This is a genomic window from Streptomyces sp. NBC_01198, from assembly GCF_036010485.1.
In the GTDB taxonomy this organism is placed as follows: Bacteria; Actinomycetota; Actinomycetes; order Streptomycetales; family Streptomycetaceae; genus Actinacidiphila.
This window is the reverse complement of record NZ_CP108568.1, coordinates 5,808,367-5,823,491: the sequence shown is the minus strand read 5'-3', so window position 1 is coordinate 5,823,491 and position 15,125 is coordinate 5,808,367. Positions and strand designations below refer to the sequence as shown.

The following is a 15,125-nucleotide window of genomic DNA, read 5'->3' as shown; positions in this document are numbered from 1 at the left end:
CCCATACCCTGCCCCCCGATCAAGATCACCCCCGTACCATGGGGCACCGCCCCGAGCCACCGACGAACCGAACTGACAGAACTGACAAAGGACAGGACCTGACGTGAACATCCGCTCCCTGACCCGAGGAGACGGAGCGGTGATCGGAGCAGCGGTGCTGCTCCTGATCGCCTCCTTCCTGCCGTACTTCTCCATCTCGGGCTCCGACAAGTCGGTCAGCTCGTGGAGCCCGGCGCTGTTCCCGCTGCTGCCGACGGTGACGCTGGCCGCGCTGGTGTCCGCGGGGCTCCTCGTCTTCGCCCGTTCGCAGCCGGCCGGCCGCCAGGTCGCCGGGCTCACCTTCGAGCAGTGGAGTACCGCACTGGCGGTGTTCGTCGGCTGGGCGGCGCTGTGGTCGACCTTCTCGACGATCATTCCCGACCTCGGTGGCGGCATCGACAACAGCGGCGTCAGCAAGGGCGCGGGGGCCTGGCTGACCCTGATCTTCGGCCTGGCGCTCGCCGCCGTCGCCGTGCTGTCCCCGCGGCTGCCCGCGCTGCAGGCGCCGCTGGTGAGCGCCGCCAAGCCGCCGCAGCCGTACGCGGTGGGCGGCGGCCAGCAGCCCTACGGTGCCGCGCCGCAGCAGGCCGGCTACGGCTACCCGGGCGGCGCCCAGTCCGTCGACCCGGCCTTCGGCCAGCAGCCCTACGGCGCGCAGGCCGCGGCCCAGCAGCCGGCCCCCGCGGCGGCCGCTCCGGCGCCGTCGTCGGACTTCACCGCGTTCTGGTTCGCGGTGCCGGTGCCGCGCCCGCTGTTCGCCGAGGACAACTCCGGCGCGCAGATCGCCGAGCTGACCCCGGGCACCTGGTATCTGGCCGTCGACCAGCGCGGTGCCGCGCTGGTCGCGCAGACCCAGGACGGCCGTCGCGGAGTGCTGCAGGACAGCAGCGGCATCCAGCGCGGCTGAACCGTATCTCCACAGCCACGGCGGCCGGTCACCCCCTTCACCGGGGTGGCCGGCCGCCGTGCCGCGTGCCGGCCGCCGGTGAAGTGGCGGCGTTCTGCAAGCCGTTATCCGCTATGTCCGTGCGAGGTCGGGCGGCACGCACATATGCGCGACTGCCGCACAGGGGACGGGTTTCAACCACCCGATCGGGGCAAGGCGGCTGTCATGGCCAGACGGTATGGCGGCAACCCCGCCGCGGTGATCATCCTCGTCGCCGCAGACATCGCTGCATTGATCCTCATCCTGTGGATCCTCTTCTTCGTCTTCGACGCCAACCGGACGAACGACCTGGTCGACTGGGTCCACCACTCGGCCGACTGGTTGGCGGGCTGGTCGAAGAACCTGTTCACGCCGGACAACGCCAACTGGCGCACCGTGCTCAACTACGGTCTGCCGGCTGTCGTCTACATGCTGATCGCGCATGCGATCGCGGGCCGGGTCAACCGGGCCTGACGGGAGGGTGGTTCTTCAGAGCTGGGGCGGACAGCAGCCGGGCGCGAGGCCGTTCGGCAGCCGTTCCGCCCCGAAGACGGCGGTGGTCGCCTCGTCCCCCCCGAGTGCGGCCACCGCCAACAGCAGTGCTCCCGCCGTCCAGGTGGTGCGCTCCACCGGCCACACGGCGTCGTCCTCGAAGACGTATCCGGTCCAGTACAGGCCGTCGTCGGCCCGCAGATGCTGCATGTCGGCGAGGATCCGCACCGCACGGTCGGACTCCCCCACCGCCCACAGCGCCAGGGCCAGTTCTGCGGTCTCGCCGCCGGTCACCCAGGGGTTGGGCAGCACGCAGCGCACCCCGAGCCCGGGCACCACGAAACGCGGCCAGCCCTCCTCGATCCGCGCCAGCGCGCGCGGGCCGCGCAGCGCGCCGGAGAGCACCGGGTAGTACCAGTCCATCGAGTAGCGGCTCTTGTCCAGGAAGCGCTCGGGGTGCCGGCGGATCGCATGGCCGAGCGCGCCGGTCGCCAGTTCCCAGTCGGGCTGCGGCTCCTCGCGGTGCTCGGCGATCGCCAGCGCGCAGCGCAGGGCCTGGTGCACCGACGAACTCCCGGTCAGCAGCGCGTCGGTGACGGCCGTGCCGCCGTCCTCGGCGGCCTCCCGCTTCCAGCCGATCTGCCCGCCGGGCTGCTGCATCGCCAGCACGAAGGCGATGGCGGCCGCGACGTTCGGCCAGATCCGCTCGATGAAGGCGTCGTCGCCGGTGGACAGGTAGTGGTGCCAGGCGCCGACGGCCAGATACGCGCAGAAGTTGGACTCGCGGGACCGGTCGGTCGGCCGGGCCGGGTCGCCGTCCTGGTAGGCGGCGAACCACCCGCCCTCCGCGTCCTGGTGGCGCACCAGCCAGTCGTACGCGGCCTCGGCGGCGACGTGTTCGCCTGCCGCGTCCAGTGCCATCGCCGCCTCGATGTGGTCCCACGGGTCGAGGTGGTGCCCCGGGAACCACGGGATGGCGCCGTCCGGGCGCTGCACGGCCAGTATCGCGTCGACGGTCTGCGCGGCCTGCTCGGCGGTCAGCACGCCGGGCAGCGCCAGCCGCTCGGTCCTGCGCTGCCCGTGGTCGGCCCAGGTCACTTGGCGGCGTCCAGCACGTCCGCCGCGTCTGCCGCTTCCTGTACGCCCGGCACGCCCGCCGCGTCCAGGGGCAGCCGCGGCTTCGTCGCGTAGGCCACGAAGCTCTTGCCGATCAACGGGTTCAGGGCCTGCTCGGCCACCCTGGTGGCCAGCGGCTTCTTCACGATGTCCCAGACCAGCAGCTTGTGGTAGAGCCTCACCGGCAGCGCCTTGTCGTTGTCGACGCCCACCGCGCACTTGATCCACCAGTACGGCGCGTGCAGCCCGTGCGCGTGGTGGGTGCCGTACGGGCGCAGGCCCGCCTCCCGCATCCGCTCCAGCAATTGGTCGGCCCGGTAGATGCGGATGTGGCCGCCCTCGACCTCGTGGTAGGCGTCGGAGAGCGCCCAGCAGATCTTCTCCGGGCCGTAGCGCGGCACGGTGACCGCGATCCGGCCGCCGGGCCGCAGCACCCGCACCATCTCGGCGAGCACGCCCTTGTCGTCGGGGATGTGCTCCATCACCTCGGAGATGATGACGACGTCGAAGGCGTCGTCGGGGAACGGGAGCCGCAGAGCGTCGCCTTCCATGGCGGTGGCGGACGCGCCGGGCGGGACCTCGCCGGCCTCCTTCATGGCCGCGAACCACTTGGCGACCTCGCGGATCTCCTCGCCGTTGCGGTCCACGGCGACGACGCGGGCGCCGCGGCGGTAGCACTCGAAGGCGTGGCGGCCGCCGCCGCAGCCCAGGTCAAGCACGTGGTCGCCGGCGGCGACGGGGAAGCGGGTGAAGTCGACGGTCAGCATGGGCGGTTCCCCGTTCCGGGCGCGTTGACGATCTTGGGCTCCAGCCGGGGGAGGGTGCCTTCTCGGCCCGGGCCGTGGGCGGCGCTGCCCCCGGGTAGGTGCGCTTCCGGGGGCGGGACCGCGCGCTCGGCGGTGACGGTGGCGCGGGCCGTCACCGGCCCGGAGGGGGCGGTGCTGTCGGGTCCCGGCCACCGGCCGGTGGGGGGGTGCTGGCGCGGTTCCTCCCCCAGAGCTCCGCCTGGGGGTACCCCCACCAGAGCTCCGCCTGGGGGTACCCGGACCGGAGCGCCGGCTGGGGGTACCCGGATCGGAGCTCCGCCTGGGGGTACCCGGACCGGAGCGCCGGCTGGGGGGGCCGCCAGCGACTCCTGCGGGGTGTGGGCCGCCGTCCGGTCGGCGCGGCGACGCGCGAGTGGGGTGCGACCCTGCGGGGCGGCGCCCTGGGTGGCGATGGCCTCGCGGTAGAGGGCGGCCGTGGCCGTGGCCGCGCGGGTCCAGGTGAAGCGGGCGAGGACGCGCTCGCGGCCCGCGGCCGCGAGCCGGCGGCGCAGGCCGGGGTCGGCGAGTGCCAGGTCGAGCGCGGCCGCGAGGGCGCCCGCGTCGCCCGGGGGGACGGCGAGGCAGGTCTCGCCGTCGGGGCCCGCGACCTCGGGCACGGCGCCGCCGGTGGTCGCCACCAGCGCGGTACCCGTCGCCATGGCCTCGGCGGCCGGCAGCGAGAAGCCCTCGTAGAGCGAGGGCACGCACGCGACCTCGGCGCTGCGGATCAGGTCGACCAGGTCGGCGTCGCTGATGCCCTTGACGAAGTCGACGGCGTCCTGGAGGCCGAAGTCCTCGATCGCGTCGGCGACCGGCCCGCTCTCGGGGCGGTTGCCGACGACCACCAGATGCGCGGCCTGGTGCTGCACCCGGACCTTGGCCAGTGCCTCGACCAGGAAGACCAGGCCCTTGAGCGGGACGTCGGCGCTTGAGGTGGTGACGATCCGGCCGGGCACCTCGGGCACCGCGGGGTCGGGGGCGAACAGCCGGGTGTCCGCGCCGATCGGCACGGTGTGGACACGGTCGGGGCGCACCCCGAGGTCGGCGATGATCTCGGCGCTGGACGAACCGGACACGGTGAGCACCGACGGCAGCCGCCCCGCCACCCGCTTCTGCATGCGGGTGAAGCCGTACCAGCGCCGTATCGACGCCCGCCGCTTCCAGTCGGCCGCGGCCGCGAGGTCGAGCCTGCGGTCCACGGTGATCGGGTGGTGCACGGTGGTGACCAGCGGCAACCCGAGGCCCAACAGCCCGTAGCCAAGGGTCTGGTTGTCGTGGACGACGTCGAAGTCGGCGCGGCGGGCCGCCAGATGGCGTCTGGCCCGCAGGCTGAAGGTCAGCGGCTCGGGGAATCCGCCGGTCCACATGGTGGCGACTTCGAGCAGGTCGATCCAGTCGCGGTACTCGCCGCGCTTCGGCGTGCGGAAGGGGTCGGGCTGCCGGTAGAGGTCGAGGCTGGGCAGTTCGGTGAGGGTGACGCCGTCACCGACCGCGTCGAGCACGGGGTAGGGCTGCGCGCCGATCACCTCGACGCGGTGGCCGAGGGCGGCCAGTTCACGGGAGAGGTGCCTGACGTACACGCCCTGGCCGCCGCAGTAGGGGTTGCCCTTGTAGCTGAGCAGCGCGATCCGTAGCGGCCTGGCCTCTGCCGTCACTCCCGGCCCCCTTCGCAGCGATAGAGCCGGAGCGTAACCGGTCGCGCTAATCTAGAACAAGTTTCAGACTCGATGGTACAGACGGCGGCTCCGCCGGCAAGCTGACGGGGTCCTCGGCCCCCGCCCGGCGCGCGCCGGCGCCGCGTGCGAGGGACGGGAAGGGCGTATGGGCCGCATCACCGCTTTGACCGTACGGCAGGAGGCCAGGCGGCAGCGCATCCTGGACGCCAGTACCCGGCTCGCCGCCGGCGGCGGCTTCGACGCGGTCCAGATGCGGGAGGTCGCCGAGGAGTCGGGGGTCGCCCTCGGCACGCTCTACCGCTACTTCCCTTCCAAGATCCATCTGCTGGTCGCGGTCATGCAGGACCAGCTCGGGCAGCTGCACGACACGCTCCGCGACCGGCCGCCGACCGCCGCGTCCCCGGGCGAGCGGGTCGCGGAGACGCTGCTGCGGGCCTTCCGGGCGCTGCAACGGGAGCCGCTGCTCGCCGACGCGATGGTACGGGCGCTGATCTTCGCCGACCGGTCGGTGCGGGTGGAGGTCGACACGGTGTCGGTGCTCACCCGGGCGATCATCCTCGACGCGATGCGGCTGGGCGCCGAGCCGTCGGCGGACGTGGTGTCCGCGGTCCGCGTGGTCGAGCACACCTGGCATGCCGCACTGGTCAGCTGGCTGGCCGACCGCTGCCCTGTCGCGCAGGTCAGGGTGGACATCAGGACGGTGTGCCGGCTGATCCCCCCGGCGCCCCCTGAGACCCCTCCCCCGGCGCCGCGCACCGCAACCCCCGAGGGTGCCCCTCGGGGGTGCGGGGAAGCGGCCCGCGGGATCAGCTGCCGAAGGACGCCGGGGTGAGCTTGAGGGCGGCGAGGAGTGCCCGGTCGCGGACCGAGGTGGGCAGGCGGCGGGCCACCCGGACGGTGCGGGCGTCGGGGCCGACCAGGTAGCGGGTACGCGGGCGGCGGGCGGTCAGCGCGTGCTGGACGGCGTTGACCGCGGCGTCCACCGGGCGGAGTTTGGTCGCGGCCACCGACGCCGCGGCGGCGGCCGTGGCGCGGGCGTACTGCCGCTGGACCTCGGCGCCGCCGGCCAGCCCGTCGCTGTGGGCGGACCTGACCGCCCGGTCGAAGATCTCCGTCTGCATCGCGCCGGGCTCGACGAGCGAGACCTTCACTCCCTGGTGCCGCAGTTCGATGCGCAGGGAGTCGGTCATCGAGGCCAGCGCGGCCTTGGACGCGGCGATCGGGCCGAAGAAGGGCAGCGCGACCAGGGAGCTGAGGGCGCCGATGTTGACCACCCGGCCGCTGCTGGCGCGCAGCGCGGGCAGGAACGCACGGGTGACCGTCATGAGGCCGAGGACGTTGACGTCGAACTGCCGGCGCAGCGCCTCGGCGGGGACCTGCTCCCAGAAGCCCTGGATGATCAGGCCGGCGCTGTTGACCAGGCCGTCCAGCGAGCCGCCGACCTCGGCGGCCGCGGCGGCCACGCTCAACTCGTCGGTGACGTCGAGCGAGACGGGGCGGATGTCGCCGGGCAGGTCGGCGAGCCGACGGGCGTCGGCCGGGTTGCGGACTGCCGCGTGGACCGTCCAGCCCTCGGCGGCGAGCCTGCGGGTCACGGCGGTCCCGAGGCCGCCGGTGGCCCCGGTGACGAGCACGGACCTGGCGGGTGGGGTGGAAGAGTGCGACACGGAACTGCCTTTCGGATGAAGGTGATCTCCCTTCCACCCTCGGGTCGGACGTGGCCGCCGTGAAGAGTGGCGGTTTTACTGGTGGCGGCGACACCAGCATCCGCGGCCCGGCAGCCCGGCCGTGCGCGGCCATCCAGCGGGAGGAACACCCTGAGCGAGACCAGCCGCAAGGAACTCGGCGCGTTCCTGCGTTCGCGGCGCGAGCGCACCGAGCCGTCGGTCGCCGCGGCGCGCCTGCCGGCCGGCGGGCGGCGCCGCCGGACGCCGGGGCTGCGCCGCGAGGAGGTCTCGCTGCTTTCCGGGGTCAGCCTGACCTGGTACACCTGGCTGGAGCAGGGCAGGGACATCAACGTCTCGCCGCAGATCCTGCTGGCCCTGGCCCGGGCGCTGGGGCTCGACGGCGTCGAGCGCGACCACCTGTTCCGGCTGGCGGGGGCCGAGCCGCCGCCCGCGGCCCGGCACGGCGCGTCCTCCCCGGTGAGCCCGGCGCTGCGGGCCTTCCTGGACGCCCAGTCCCCGAACCCGGCCCTCGTCGTCGACCGCTGCTTCGACATCCTGGCCTGGAACGACGCGGAGGAGGCGCTGGTCGGGGGCCGGCTCGACATCGACCGGCCGCGGGCCGAACTCAACGTCCTGTGGCTGATGTTCACCGAGGACGGCCTCACCGAGCTGTTCGACGACTGGGACGGCGAGGTGCGCTGGCTGACCGCGATGCTGCGCGGCCAGACGGCGTACGAGACGGACAACCCGCGGTTCGCCGAGCTGATCGAGGCGCTGCTCGCGGCCAGCCCGCTCTTCCGGGAGCTGTGGGCGGCCCACGACGTGGCGGCCTTCCGGTCCTCGGCCCGCCGTTTCCACCATCCGGTGGTCGGCGAACTCGACCTGTCGTACGTGCGGTTGGCGGTCGAGGACGACCCCGGCCGCAGCGTGGTCGTGCATTTCCCCGCGCCCGGCTCGCCCACCCAGGAGCGGCTCCACCGGCTGGTGGGGCGGTCCACGCCGGGCTCGTAGCGCCACCCCGGCGCGTCGCCGCGGAGGGCGTATTCGGCGCCGGGCCGCGCGCCCCCGAGCGCACCGCACGCCACTCCACTGCACCCGAATGACGGGAATTCGGGTCTTCCCAGACATCTCGCCGGGGTACAACCGAGGGGTATGCGGAGCGTGCCCTTCCGGGGATCGGTGCGACAACACAAGGGGAAAGCAGATTTGATACGCGTGCTGGTGGCCCACGACACGAGCCTGCTGCGATCCGCGATCGCAGCGTTACTGTGCAAGGAGCCGGATTTCGAGGTGACCGACACGGGGTGGCACCTGATGGGTGAGACCGGCCGGCTGCACGGCCCGCACGTGTGCGTGGTCGACGCGGACTGTCCCGGCTGGCGGCGGCACACCGACAAGGCGGTGGCACCCTCGGTCGGCGCCCGCGGGGTCGGCGGCGACTGCGCCTTGATAGTCCTCACCAACGGCGGAAAGCCGGGCAATCTGCGCCGGGCCTACACGGCCGACGCGCTGGGATTCGTGAACAAGGACCGGTCGGCCGACCGGCTGCCGGCCGCGGTGCGGCAGGTCGCCCAGGGGAAACGGTTCGTCGACGAGTCGCTGGCCGTGGAGTTCCTCCAGGCCGCCGACATGCCGCTCACCCCGCGGGAGTTGAGCGTGCTGTCATTGAGCGCCGAGGGTGCGTCGGTCAACGAGATCGCCCGCAGCCTGCACCTGTGCAACGGCACGGTGCGCAACTACCTGGCGGCGATCACCCGCAAGACCGGCGCCCGCAACCGGGTGGACGCCATCCGCATCTCCCGCTTCGCCGGCTGGCTCTGACCGCCAGCCGCGTCAGGGCGCGGCCCAGGCGGCGGCGAGATCCTGGTAGAGCGGGGAGTCCGCGAGCAGGTCCGCGTGCGGGCCGCAGGTGGTGTCGGCGCCGTCCAGGACCAGGGTGCGGTCCGCGCGCCGGGCCGAGCTGATCCGGTGGGCGATGACCACCAGCGTGGTCGCGGGCCGGCCGGCGAAGGCGCGTTCGGCGAACGCCTCGGCCGCCGGGTCGAGATGGCAGGTGGCCTCGTCCAGGACGACGATCCCGGCCGGTGCCAGAAACGTACGGGCCAGGGCGAGCAACTGCCGCTCCCCGGTGGACAGCGCGGCCGGGTCGACCGTCGCGTCGGGCCCGCCGAGCGCGTCGACCAGCTCCGCGGCGCCGACCGCCGCGGCCGCGGCCGTGACCAGCGCCGGGGTGGTGTGCAGGCGAAGGTAGCCGATGTTCTCGGCGACGGTGCCGCGGAAGATGTAGGCCTCCTGCGGCACCAGGGCGACCGGGCCCGCGCGCCGCACCTCGCCCTCGCCGGGCAGCAGCAGGCCGGCCATCAGCCCGGCCAGCGTGGACTTCCCCGTGCCGCTCGGCCCGACCACGGCCAGGTGCTCGCCCGCGGTGACGGCCAGGTCCAGGTCGCGCAGCACCGGCTCGGCGGCGGGCCCGTAGGCGAACGTGACGCCCCGCAGGTCGAGTACGGTCCCCGCCTTCGGCGCGGATGCCGGTGCGGCGGCCTGGGACCGGACGGGGGCGGCGGGCTCGGGACCGCCCGTGACGCGGTCGAGCACGACGCCGAGCCGGGTCCCCGCGACGCCGAGGGTGTGCACCAGGTTCTGCAGCGCGGGCTGCAACGACTGGGTGAGGTAGGCGAAGGCCCCGAGCAGCGCACCGGGAGTGATCCGGTGGGTGGACAGCAGCCAGGGCGCCGCGACGAGCAGCAGGACGAGCGGGAGCTGGCCGCCGACGGCGAGCGCGGCCGTGCGCAGCACCCCCCACTGCGCCAGCGCGCGGGCGGCCTGCAGCGCTGACTCCACCCGGCTGCCGGCCCGTTCGGTCATCGGCTCGCGCGCACCGCAGGCGGTGATGTCACGCAGCCCGCCGGCGAGCGCACCGCACTCCTCGGCGACGGCCTCGTCCGCGACCAGGAAGCGGCGCTGCCGCCTGGCCAGCGGGCGCAGCGCGACCGCGAAGAGCGCGATTCCGAGGACCAGCGGCGGCAGCACCACCAGCAGCAGGACGGGTGCCAGCGCGATCATGCCGGCCACGGCGCCCGCGGCGATGAAGACGAAGGACCGCAGCACCATCATGATGCCGCCGAGGGAGTCCCTGGCGATCTCCACCTGGTGGGTGAGCCGGGACACCACGGCCGAGTCGGCCGGCTGCCCGCTGCCGCGGACCGCCTCGCGCAGGCCGCGCCGGACCACCTGGCGGACCAGCCGGTCGCGCAGCGGCTCGACCAGGGCGGCGACCGCGCCGAAGACCCGTGCGGTGCCGTACGCCCCGACCGGTACGGCGGCCGCCGCCAGCGCGAGCCACCACAGGCCGGTGTCCTGGTGCCCGCGCAGGAAGCCGTGGTCCATCGCGCGGGCCAGGGCGAAGCCGAACAGGAAGGTCTGGCCGGCCTCAAGCACCGACCAGCCGAGCAGCACCGCGACGACGGCCGCGCGGCCGCGGACGCAGTCCCTGATCCTGATCTCAGTCATCGGCGCCGTCCCCGAACAGTGCGCGGTATTCCGAGTCGGCCCACAGGTCGCCGTGCGGTGCCAGCGCGCGGATCCGCCCGGCGTCCAGCCAGGCGACCAGGTCGGCGCGGGCGGCGGTGGCGGCGCGGTGGGTGGTGAGCAGCCGGGTGCGGTGGGCGTGGTCGTGGAAGAGGGCGCGGGCGACGCGGACCTCGGTGACCGTGTCCAGGCTGGAGGTCGCGTCGTCGAGCACCAGCAGCCGCCCCGGGTGGGCGAAGGCGCGTGCCAGCCCGAGGCGTTGGACCTCGCCGCCGGAGAAGGGGGCGCGGTTGCGGGGGGTGGCGTAGCCGTCGGGCAGCAGCCTGACGAAGCCGTCGGCCTCGGCGGCTCTGGCCCCCGCGGTGACGAGGTCCGGCGGCAGCGGGCGGGGCCCGAAGGCGATGGCGTCGCCGATGGTGTCGCCGAGCAGCACCGGGCGTTCGAAGGCGTAGCCGACCGCGTCCCGCAGCTCGGTCTCCGACAGTTCGGGCAGCGGGCAGCCGTCGAGCAGCACGGTCCCACGGTCGGGGTCGGCCAGCCGGCCCGCCAGCGCGGCCAGTACGGACTTGCCGGCGCCGGAGCGTCCGACGACCGCGACGCAGCACCCGCCGGGCACCGTCAGATCGAGGCGGCTCAGTACGGTCTCGGCGCCGCGCACCGCGGTGACCGCGCGCAACTCCAGGGTGCCGGGCCCGTGCCGCGGCAACTGCCGGCCGCCGTGGGCCGGTACGGGTACCGCCAGTACCTCGTCGACCCGGGTGGCTGCGGCCCTGCCCTTGACGACGGCGCCCAACTGGCCCACCACTACGCCGATCCCGGTGGCCAGCAGTACGTAGCGGCTGGCCGCGAGCAGATCGCCGAGGCTCAGCGCGCCCGCGGTCAGCCTGACCCCGCCGACGGCGAGCACGGTGATCTGCAGCAGCGGGACCAGCACCGCGGCCTGGGCCGTCGCGCGGCCCTGGACCTGCCACATCCGCCGCCCCTGAGTGCCGAGTTCGGGCAGCGGCCGCAGCACCCGGGTGTTCTCCTGCTCCTCGGTGCCCGCGGCGGCGATGGTCCGTGCCCCGCCCAGCGCCTCCATCAGCAGGGTGGCGATCCGGCCCTGCACGTTCTGGTACTCGATGATGCAGTCCGAGGAGGCCCGGGCGAAGCGCTGCACCAGCAGCGTCAGCAGCGGTGCCCCGGCCAGGAAGGCGACGGCCAGCCACAGGTCGGTCAGGCCGAGCGCGACGATGCCGCCGACCGGTGCCGCCAGCGCCGCGGGGAGCGCCGCGGCCGCCGCAGGGGTCGCGGCGGCGTCCGCGGCGTTGCCGACGGTGCGGGTGACCAGGTCGCCGGCCCCCTTCCCGGCCGCCCGCGGTCCGGCGGCCAGCATGTGGCCCACGGTCCTGCGGCGGATCCGGGCGGTGGCGCGGGCGGTGGTGAGTCCGGCGAGCAGGTCCTCGCCGGCCGCGGTCGCGGTCTGCGCGGCGACCACCAGCGCGCACAGCGCCACCCAGCGCGCGGCGTCCGCGCCGCGCAGCAGCTGGTCGAGGGCGTGGCCGAGGGCGAACGGCAGCGCCAGCGCGAGCGCGGCGGAGGCCAGCCCGAGTCCGGTGACTCCCAGGACCCTTCCGGCGTCCTGCCGCGTGGTGTCGGCGACGACCGCCATGTCCGCTCCTCATCCTTTCCGGCGTCGGGGTGCTGCGGGAGACGAAGAAGCCCCGGGCGGCCCGGCAGGCCGGGCCGCCCGGGGCGGGGTGTTACAGGCAGATCAGGAAGCTCACCGAGCTGATGCAGCCGATCAGGCTCAGCGCGCTGGCCGAGGCGGGAGCGGTCGTCTCGTCCTTGACGGCTTCCAGGTTCTGCAGGTCGAGAAGTGCCATGACAGGTTCCTTTCGATGGGAGAATCACCAGGTGGTGCACGGTTCCGGCCAGGGCGGCCGGACCCGGATCAGGAGCCGCCGGTGAGCGGCGGCAGGAAGGGCAGCCCGGCGGCGGAGCCGCGGGCGGAGCCCAGGGCGAGCAGGCAGCCGGCGGTGCCGGTGCCGAGGTCCATGGACAGCCGCATCATCTGGTTGCCCGGGAAGGCGAGTCCGCCGCCGTACGGCATGCCGTACCAGCCGAGGGCGTCGATCTGCTCGGCGAGGGCGCCGTCGGGCACCGCGGGCGTGGTGGTGCGGGCCAGGTGCAGGATCATGCCGGCCCGGCCGGCGAACAGCCCGGGCTGGGCGTAGAGCCGCAGAGTCGCCGCGCTGACGATGTCGGTGCGGGCCTGCTCGAAGCGCTCCGCGGTGGCGGGGTCCAGATCGCCGGCGCGGCGGGCGAGCGGCAGGAAGTCGTCGAGGACCATCCCGATGCCCGCGCTGCCGTCGCCGAGGTAGGGCATGGTCCGCCAGCCCTCGTCCACGTCCAGCCCGCCCGCTGCGGTGTGCACGCAGCGGTCGAGGTCGAGTTGCAGGGCGCGGGCGGCGTGGCCGAGCAGCGCGGGCGCGCCGATGTTCTCGTAGAGCCGTACGAACAGCAGGGCGGCGCCGGTCGCGCCGCGCATCAGCCCGGCGCGGGAGGTGCCGGTGGCGGCGAGCCGGGCGGCCAGGATGCCGGCCGCTTCCAGCGCCCGTTCCTGCAGGTCCGTCTCGCCGGTGCTGCGGGCGAGGTGGTCGAGGACCAGGCCGATGCCGGCGATGCCGCCGGACAGGTCGGAGCCGGACTGCTGCCACTTCTCGGCCAGCAGGGTGCGGGTCAGTTCCAGGGCGCGTTCGGTGTGGCCGAGCCGGTCGAGCGCGTAGGCGATACCGGCGATGCCGTCGTAGAGGCCGAGGGGGGTGCCGGCGGGCGGCGGCGCGGTGTGGTCGAGCAGCCAGCGCTCGCCCTCGTCGTAGCGGGGCAGGCCGGTCTCGCGCAGGGCGAGCAGGACACCGGCGGCGCCGTGGGCGATGCCGAGGCCGCCGCCGTCGGAGAACTGCACGATGTCCCCGGGGAAGAGCCGGTCGTCGCGGCCGGGTGTGGCGGAGGCGAGGATCGCCTCGGCCATGCTGTCGCGGGGGGCGGGCCAGTCGGTGGTCTCGGCCGGCAGGTAGCGGGGCCCGCGGGGTGCCCCCGGCGGCATCCCGCGGGTGATCTCGGCGACCGCCTCGTCCAGGAAGGCACGCGGCACCGGGAACTGGCTGCCGATCACGTCGGCCAGATGCGCGGCCTTGGTGCGGTCCACCGCGAGCAGCGTGGTGACCGGGAGGAAGAGCGCGAGGCGCAGGCAGGCCAGGGCGTAGCGGTCGACGGAGGTGCCGCGGCGGTCGCGCGGCGCCATGAAGCCGGGGTGGGCGACGGACTGGCGCAGGTTCTCGGTGTCGGCGGCGGCGGCCTCGAAGTCCAGCAGGCGCACCGACTCCCCGTCCGGGCTGACCATGATGTTGTACATGTGCAGGTCGTTGAAGACCACGCCGCGGGAGTGGACGGCGGCGACCGCCTCCTCGACGCCGGCGTGGATACGCAGCGCCCACCGGGTGTAGTCGGCGACCGCGACCGGGTCGGGGTCGGGCGTGAGCAGCGGATGCCGGTGGCTGAACTGGCTGTTGAGCGGCTTGCCTTCGAGGAACTCCATCACCAGGAAGCGGTGGTCGCCGAGCACGAACCAGTCGCGTACCTCGGGAGCGACACCGAGTCCCGACAGCCGCAGCAGCGCGTCCCGTTCGCGTTCGAGCCGGGTGACGGCGTCGGCGCCGTCGGAGGCGAGCCCGGCGTGCGGGCGGCCTTCCTTGAGCACGACCTTCTCGCCGTTGCGGGTGTCGGTGCCGAGGTAGACGCCGCCGCCGTTGGAGAAGTGCAGCGCCGACTCGATCCGGTAGGGCAGGTCGCCGACGGTGGTGCTGTTGCGTGCGTGCAAGTGCGGACCGAGGAATTCCGGCAGCGTCACCCAGTCGGGGACGTGGAAGGCGGGCGCCCTGCTGTCGGGTACGAGCCGGCCGGCCGCGTCCTCGATGGCGGAGACCAGGCTGCCGCGCTCGCCCACGCAGAAGCGCTTCACGAAAGCGCCGTAGCGGACGTAGAGCGGTCCTTCCCCCCAGCGCAGATCGGTGAGGATGTAGGGGCCGGGCTCGCCGTCCAGCAATTCGCCGAGTTCTTCGAGTACGGCGTGCAACTGCGCCTCGTCGAACGGGTAGATGGTGACGAATTTCCCGCTGGTGTCGCGGCCGGCGTATTTCGAGTTCCGCAGGTGGAGCAACTGCGGGCTGGGCACGAATTTGAACGGGATTCCGCGCTGCACGCAGTGGTCCCAGACCCTCGCGGCCACCTTGTCGGCGTTGCCGAGGGTGGCGGAGACGTGGACCTTCCAGCCTTGCAGCGGGCGGTCGTCCCGCCCGACACCCGATGTCGGGTCGAGGTGCAGCCAGTCACCGGTCCGCACCGAACGCCAGCCGGCCGGAACCTCGCGCTGTGCGGTCTCGAATGCCTCGACCAGCGGTGCGGAGGAGGTGGCGGCGGGTGTCTCGGCGGGCGACGCGGCGGGTTTCGCGGCGGGCGAACCGGAATCGTTGCCCGCGACGAAGGGCAGCCGGTCAAGACTCTCGTAGAAGTACCGGTCGGCAAGACAGAATATCTCGTACCGATTGTCCATCGATCCCCCCAGTGGCGGTGACGGACAAAGATTTTCATATCAGCGCGTGAATGGTGAAGTATCCGTTGTCACCTCATGACCGTGCAGAACGCACGGTTCCGGCGGGCGCGCTGAATGCGCCACCTCCGGAGGGTCGCCGGCGGCCGGCGGGCGGGACTTGGGGCGATCCGCGCATAGGCTCCGGGCGTCGCCACAACCGCGTACCCCTGTCAACGGCCGTGCACGATAAGGGAGTTGACTGTTCATGTACGCCTGCCCCGCCGAACCTTATGGGGCAATAGT

General features: G+C 73.8%; 13 protein-coding genes. 5 read left to right on the top strand and 8 right to left on the bottom strand.

Annotated features, from left to right (window positions below):
- Positions 1 to 103: 103 nt before the first annotated feature.
- Both OG702_RS25915 and OG702_RS25910 read left to right on the top strand, forming a co-directional pair.
- Positions 104 to 946: a DUF5336 domain-containing protein gene (locus OG702_RS25915; protein WP_327291339.1), complete on the top strand. Its 843-nt coding sequence runs from the start codon at positions 104 to 106 to the stop codon at positions 944 to 946.
- Positions 947 to 1,150: 204 nt separating this feature from the next.
- Positions 1,151 to 1,438, top strand: coding sequence for a hypothetical protein (locus tag OG702_RS25910; protein WP_327291338.1), 288 nt, complete (start codon positions 1,151 to 1,153; stop codon positions 1,436 to 1,438).
- Between the two features lie 15 nt (positions 1,439 to 1,453).
- Here the strand turns inward: OG702_RS25910 and OG702_RS25905 are convergent, their stop codons facing one another.
- From OG702_RS25905 to OG702_RS25895, 3 genes are read right to left on the bottom strand one after another with little or no spacing between them, the layout of a single operon-like run.
- On the bottom strand, positions 1,454 to 2,554 hold the full coding sequence (locus OG702_RS25905) for a prenyltransferase (RefSeq protein WP_327291337.1): 1,101 nt from the start codon (positions 2,552 to 2,554) through the stop codon (positions 1,454 to 1,456).
- A complete protein-coding gene (locus tag OG702_RS25900; protein ID WP_327291336.1) occupies positions 2,551 to 3,339 on the bottom strand; it encodes a class I SAM-dependent methyltransferase in 789 nt (262 codons plus the stop codon). The genes OG702_RS25905 and OG702_RS25900 overlap by 4 nt, the downstream gene beginning before the upstream one ends.
- The gene (locus OG702_RS25895) at positions 3,333 to 5,033 is read right to left on the bottom strand and encodes a glycosyltransferase (RefSeq protein WP_442814537.1); all 1,701 of its coding nucleotides are present in this window, start codon (positions 5,031 to 5,033) and stop codon (positions 3,333 to 3,335) included. The genes OG702_RS25900 and OG702_RS25895 overlap by 7 nt, the downstream gene beginning before the upstream one ends.
- 166 nt (positions 5,034 to 5,199) lie before the next feature.
- Here OG702_RS25895 and OG702_RS25890 point away from each other — a divergent pair, with 166 nt between their 5' ends.
- On the top strand, positions 5,200 to 5,886 hold the full coding sequence (locus OG702_RS25890; RefSeq protein ID WP_327291335.1) for a TetR family transcriptional regulator: 687 nt from the start codon (positions 5,200 to 5,202) through the stop codon (positions 5,884 to 5,886).
- Here OG702_RS25890 and OG702_RS25885 read toward each other — a convergent pair.
- A complete protein-coding gene (locus OG702_RS25885) occupies positions 5,861 to 6,721 on the bottom strand; it encodes an SDR family NAD(P)-dependent oxidoreductase (RefSeq protein ID WP_327291334.1) in 861 nt (286 codons plus the stop codon). The two genes, OG702_RS25890 and OG702_RS25885, sit on opposite strands and share 26 nt — an antisense overlap.
- A gap of 81 nt (positions 6,722 to 6,802) precedes the next feature.
- Here OG702_RS25885 and OG702_RS25880 point away from each other — a divergent pair, with 81 nt between their 5' ends.
- The gene (locus OG702_RS25880; RefSeq protein WP_327291333.1) at positions 6,803 to 7,732 is read left to right on the top strand and encodes an MmyB family transcriptional regulator; all 930 of its coding nucleotides are present in this window, start codon (positions 6,803 to 6,805) and stop codon (positions 7,730 to 7,732) included.
- Between the two features lie 279 nt (positions 7,733 to 8,011).
- On the top strand, positions 8,012 to 8,542 hold the full coding sequence (locus tag OG702_RS25875) for a LuxR C-terminal-related transcriptional regulator (protein WP_442814536.1): 531 nt from the start codon (positions 8,012 to 8,014) through the stop codon (positions 8,540 to 8,542).
- A 12-nt stretch (positions 8,543 to 8,554) separates the two neighbouring features.
- On the opposite strand, the gene OG702_RS25870 is transcribed toward OG702_RS25875, so the two are convergent.
- From OG702_RS25870 to lanKC, 4 genes are all read right to left on the bottom strand, one after another.
- Entirely contained in the window at positions 8,555 to 10,231 is a 1,677-nt protein-coding gene (locus OG702_RS25870; protein ID WP_327291331.1) for an ABC transporter ATP-binding protein, read from the bottom strand.
- Positions 10,224 to 11,900, bottom strand: a complete 1,677-nt coding sequence (locus OG702_RS25865; RefSeq protein ID WP_327291330.1) for an ABC transporter ATP-binding protein — start codon at positions 11,898 to 11,900, stop codon at positions 10,224 to 10,226. Before OG702_RS25865 ends, OG702_RS25870 begins: the two co-directional genes overlap by 8 nt.
- A gap of 91 nt (positions 11,901 to 11,991) precedes the next feature.
- On the bottom strand, positions 11,992 to 12,114 hold the full coding sequence (locus tag OG702_RS25860; RefSeq protein ID WP_327291329.1) for a SapB/AmfS family lanthipeptide: 123 nt from the start codon (positions 12,112 to 12,114) through the stop codon (positions 11,992 to 11,994).
- A gap of 68 nt (positions 12,115 to 12,182) precedes the next feature.
- Complete coding sequence (lanKC, locus tag OG702_RS25855; protein ID WP_327291328.1) at positions 12,183 to 14,843, bottom strand: class III lanthionine synthetase LanKC; 2,661 nt, start codon at positions 14,841 to 14,843, stop codon at positions 12,183 to 12,185.
- Positions 14,844 to 15,125: the final 282 nt, after the last annotated feature.

Coding starts and splice junctions, on each gene's coding strand:
- OG702_RS25860 (WP_327291329.1), bottom strand. CDS start 12,114: ATGGCACTTCTCGACCTGCAGAACCTGGAAGCCGTCAAGGACGAGACG.
- OG702_RS25900 (WP_327291336.1), bottom strand. CDS start 3,339: ATGCTGACCGTCGACTTCACCCGCTTCCCCGTCGCCGCCGGCGACCAC.
- OG702_RS25890 (WP_327291335.1), top strand. CDS start 5,200: ATGGGCCGCATCACCGCTTTGACCGTACGGCAGGAGGCCAGGCGGCAG.
- OG702_RS25865 (WP_327291330.1), bottom strand. CDS start 11,900: ATGGCGGTCGTCGCCGACACCACGCGGCAGGACGCCGGAAGGGTCCTG.
- OG702_RS25870 (WP_327291331.1), bottom strand. CDS start 10,231: ATGACTGAGATCAGGATCAGGGACTGCGTCCGCGGCCGCGCGGCCGTC.
- OG702_RS25910 (WP_327291338.1), top strand. CDS start 1,151: ATGGCCAGACGGTATGGCGGCAACCCCGCCGCGGTGATCATCCTCGTC.
- lanKC (WP_327291328.1), bottom strand. CDS start 14,843: ATGGACAATCGGTACGAGATATTCTGTCTTGCCGACCGGTACTTCTAC.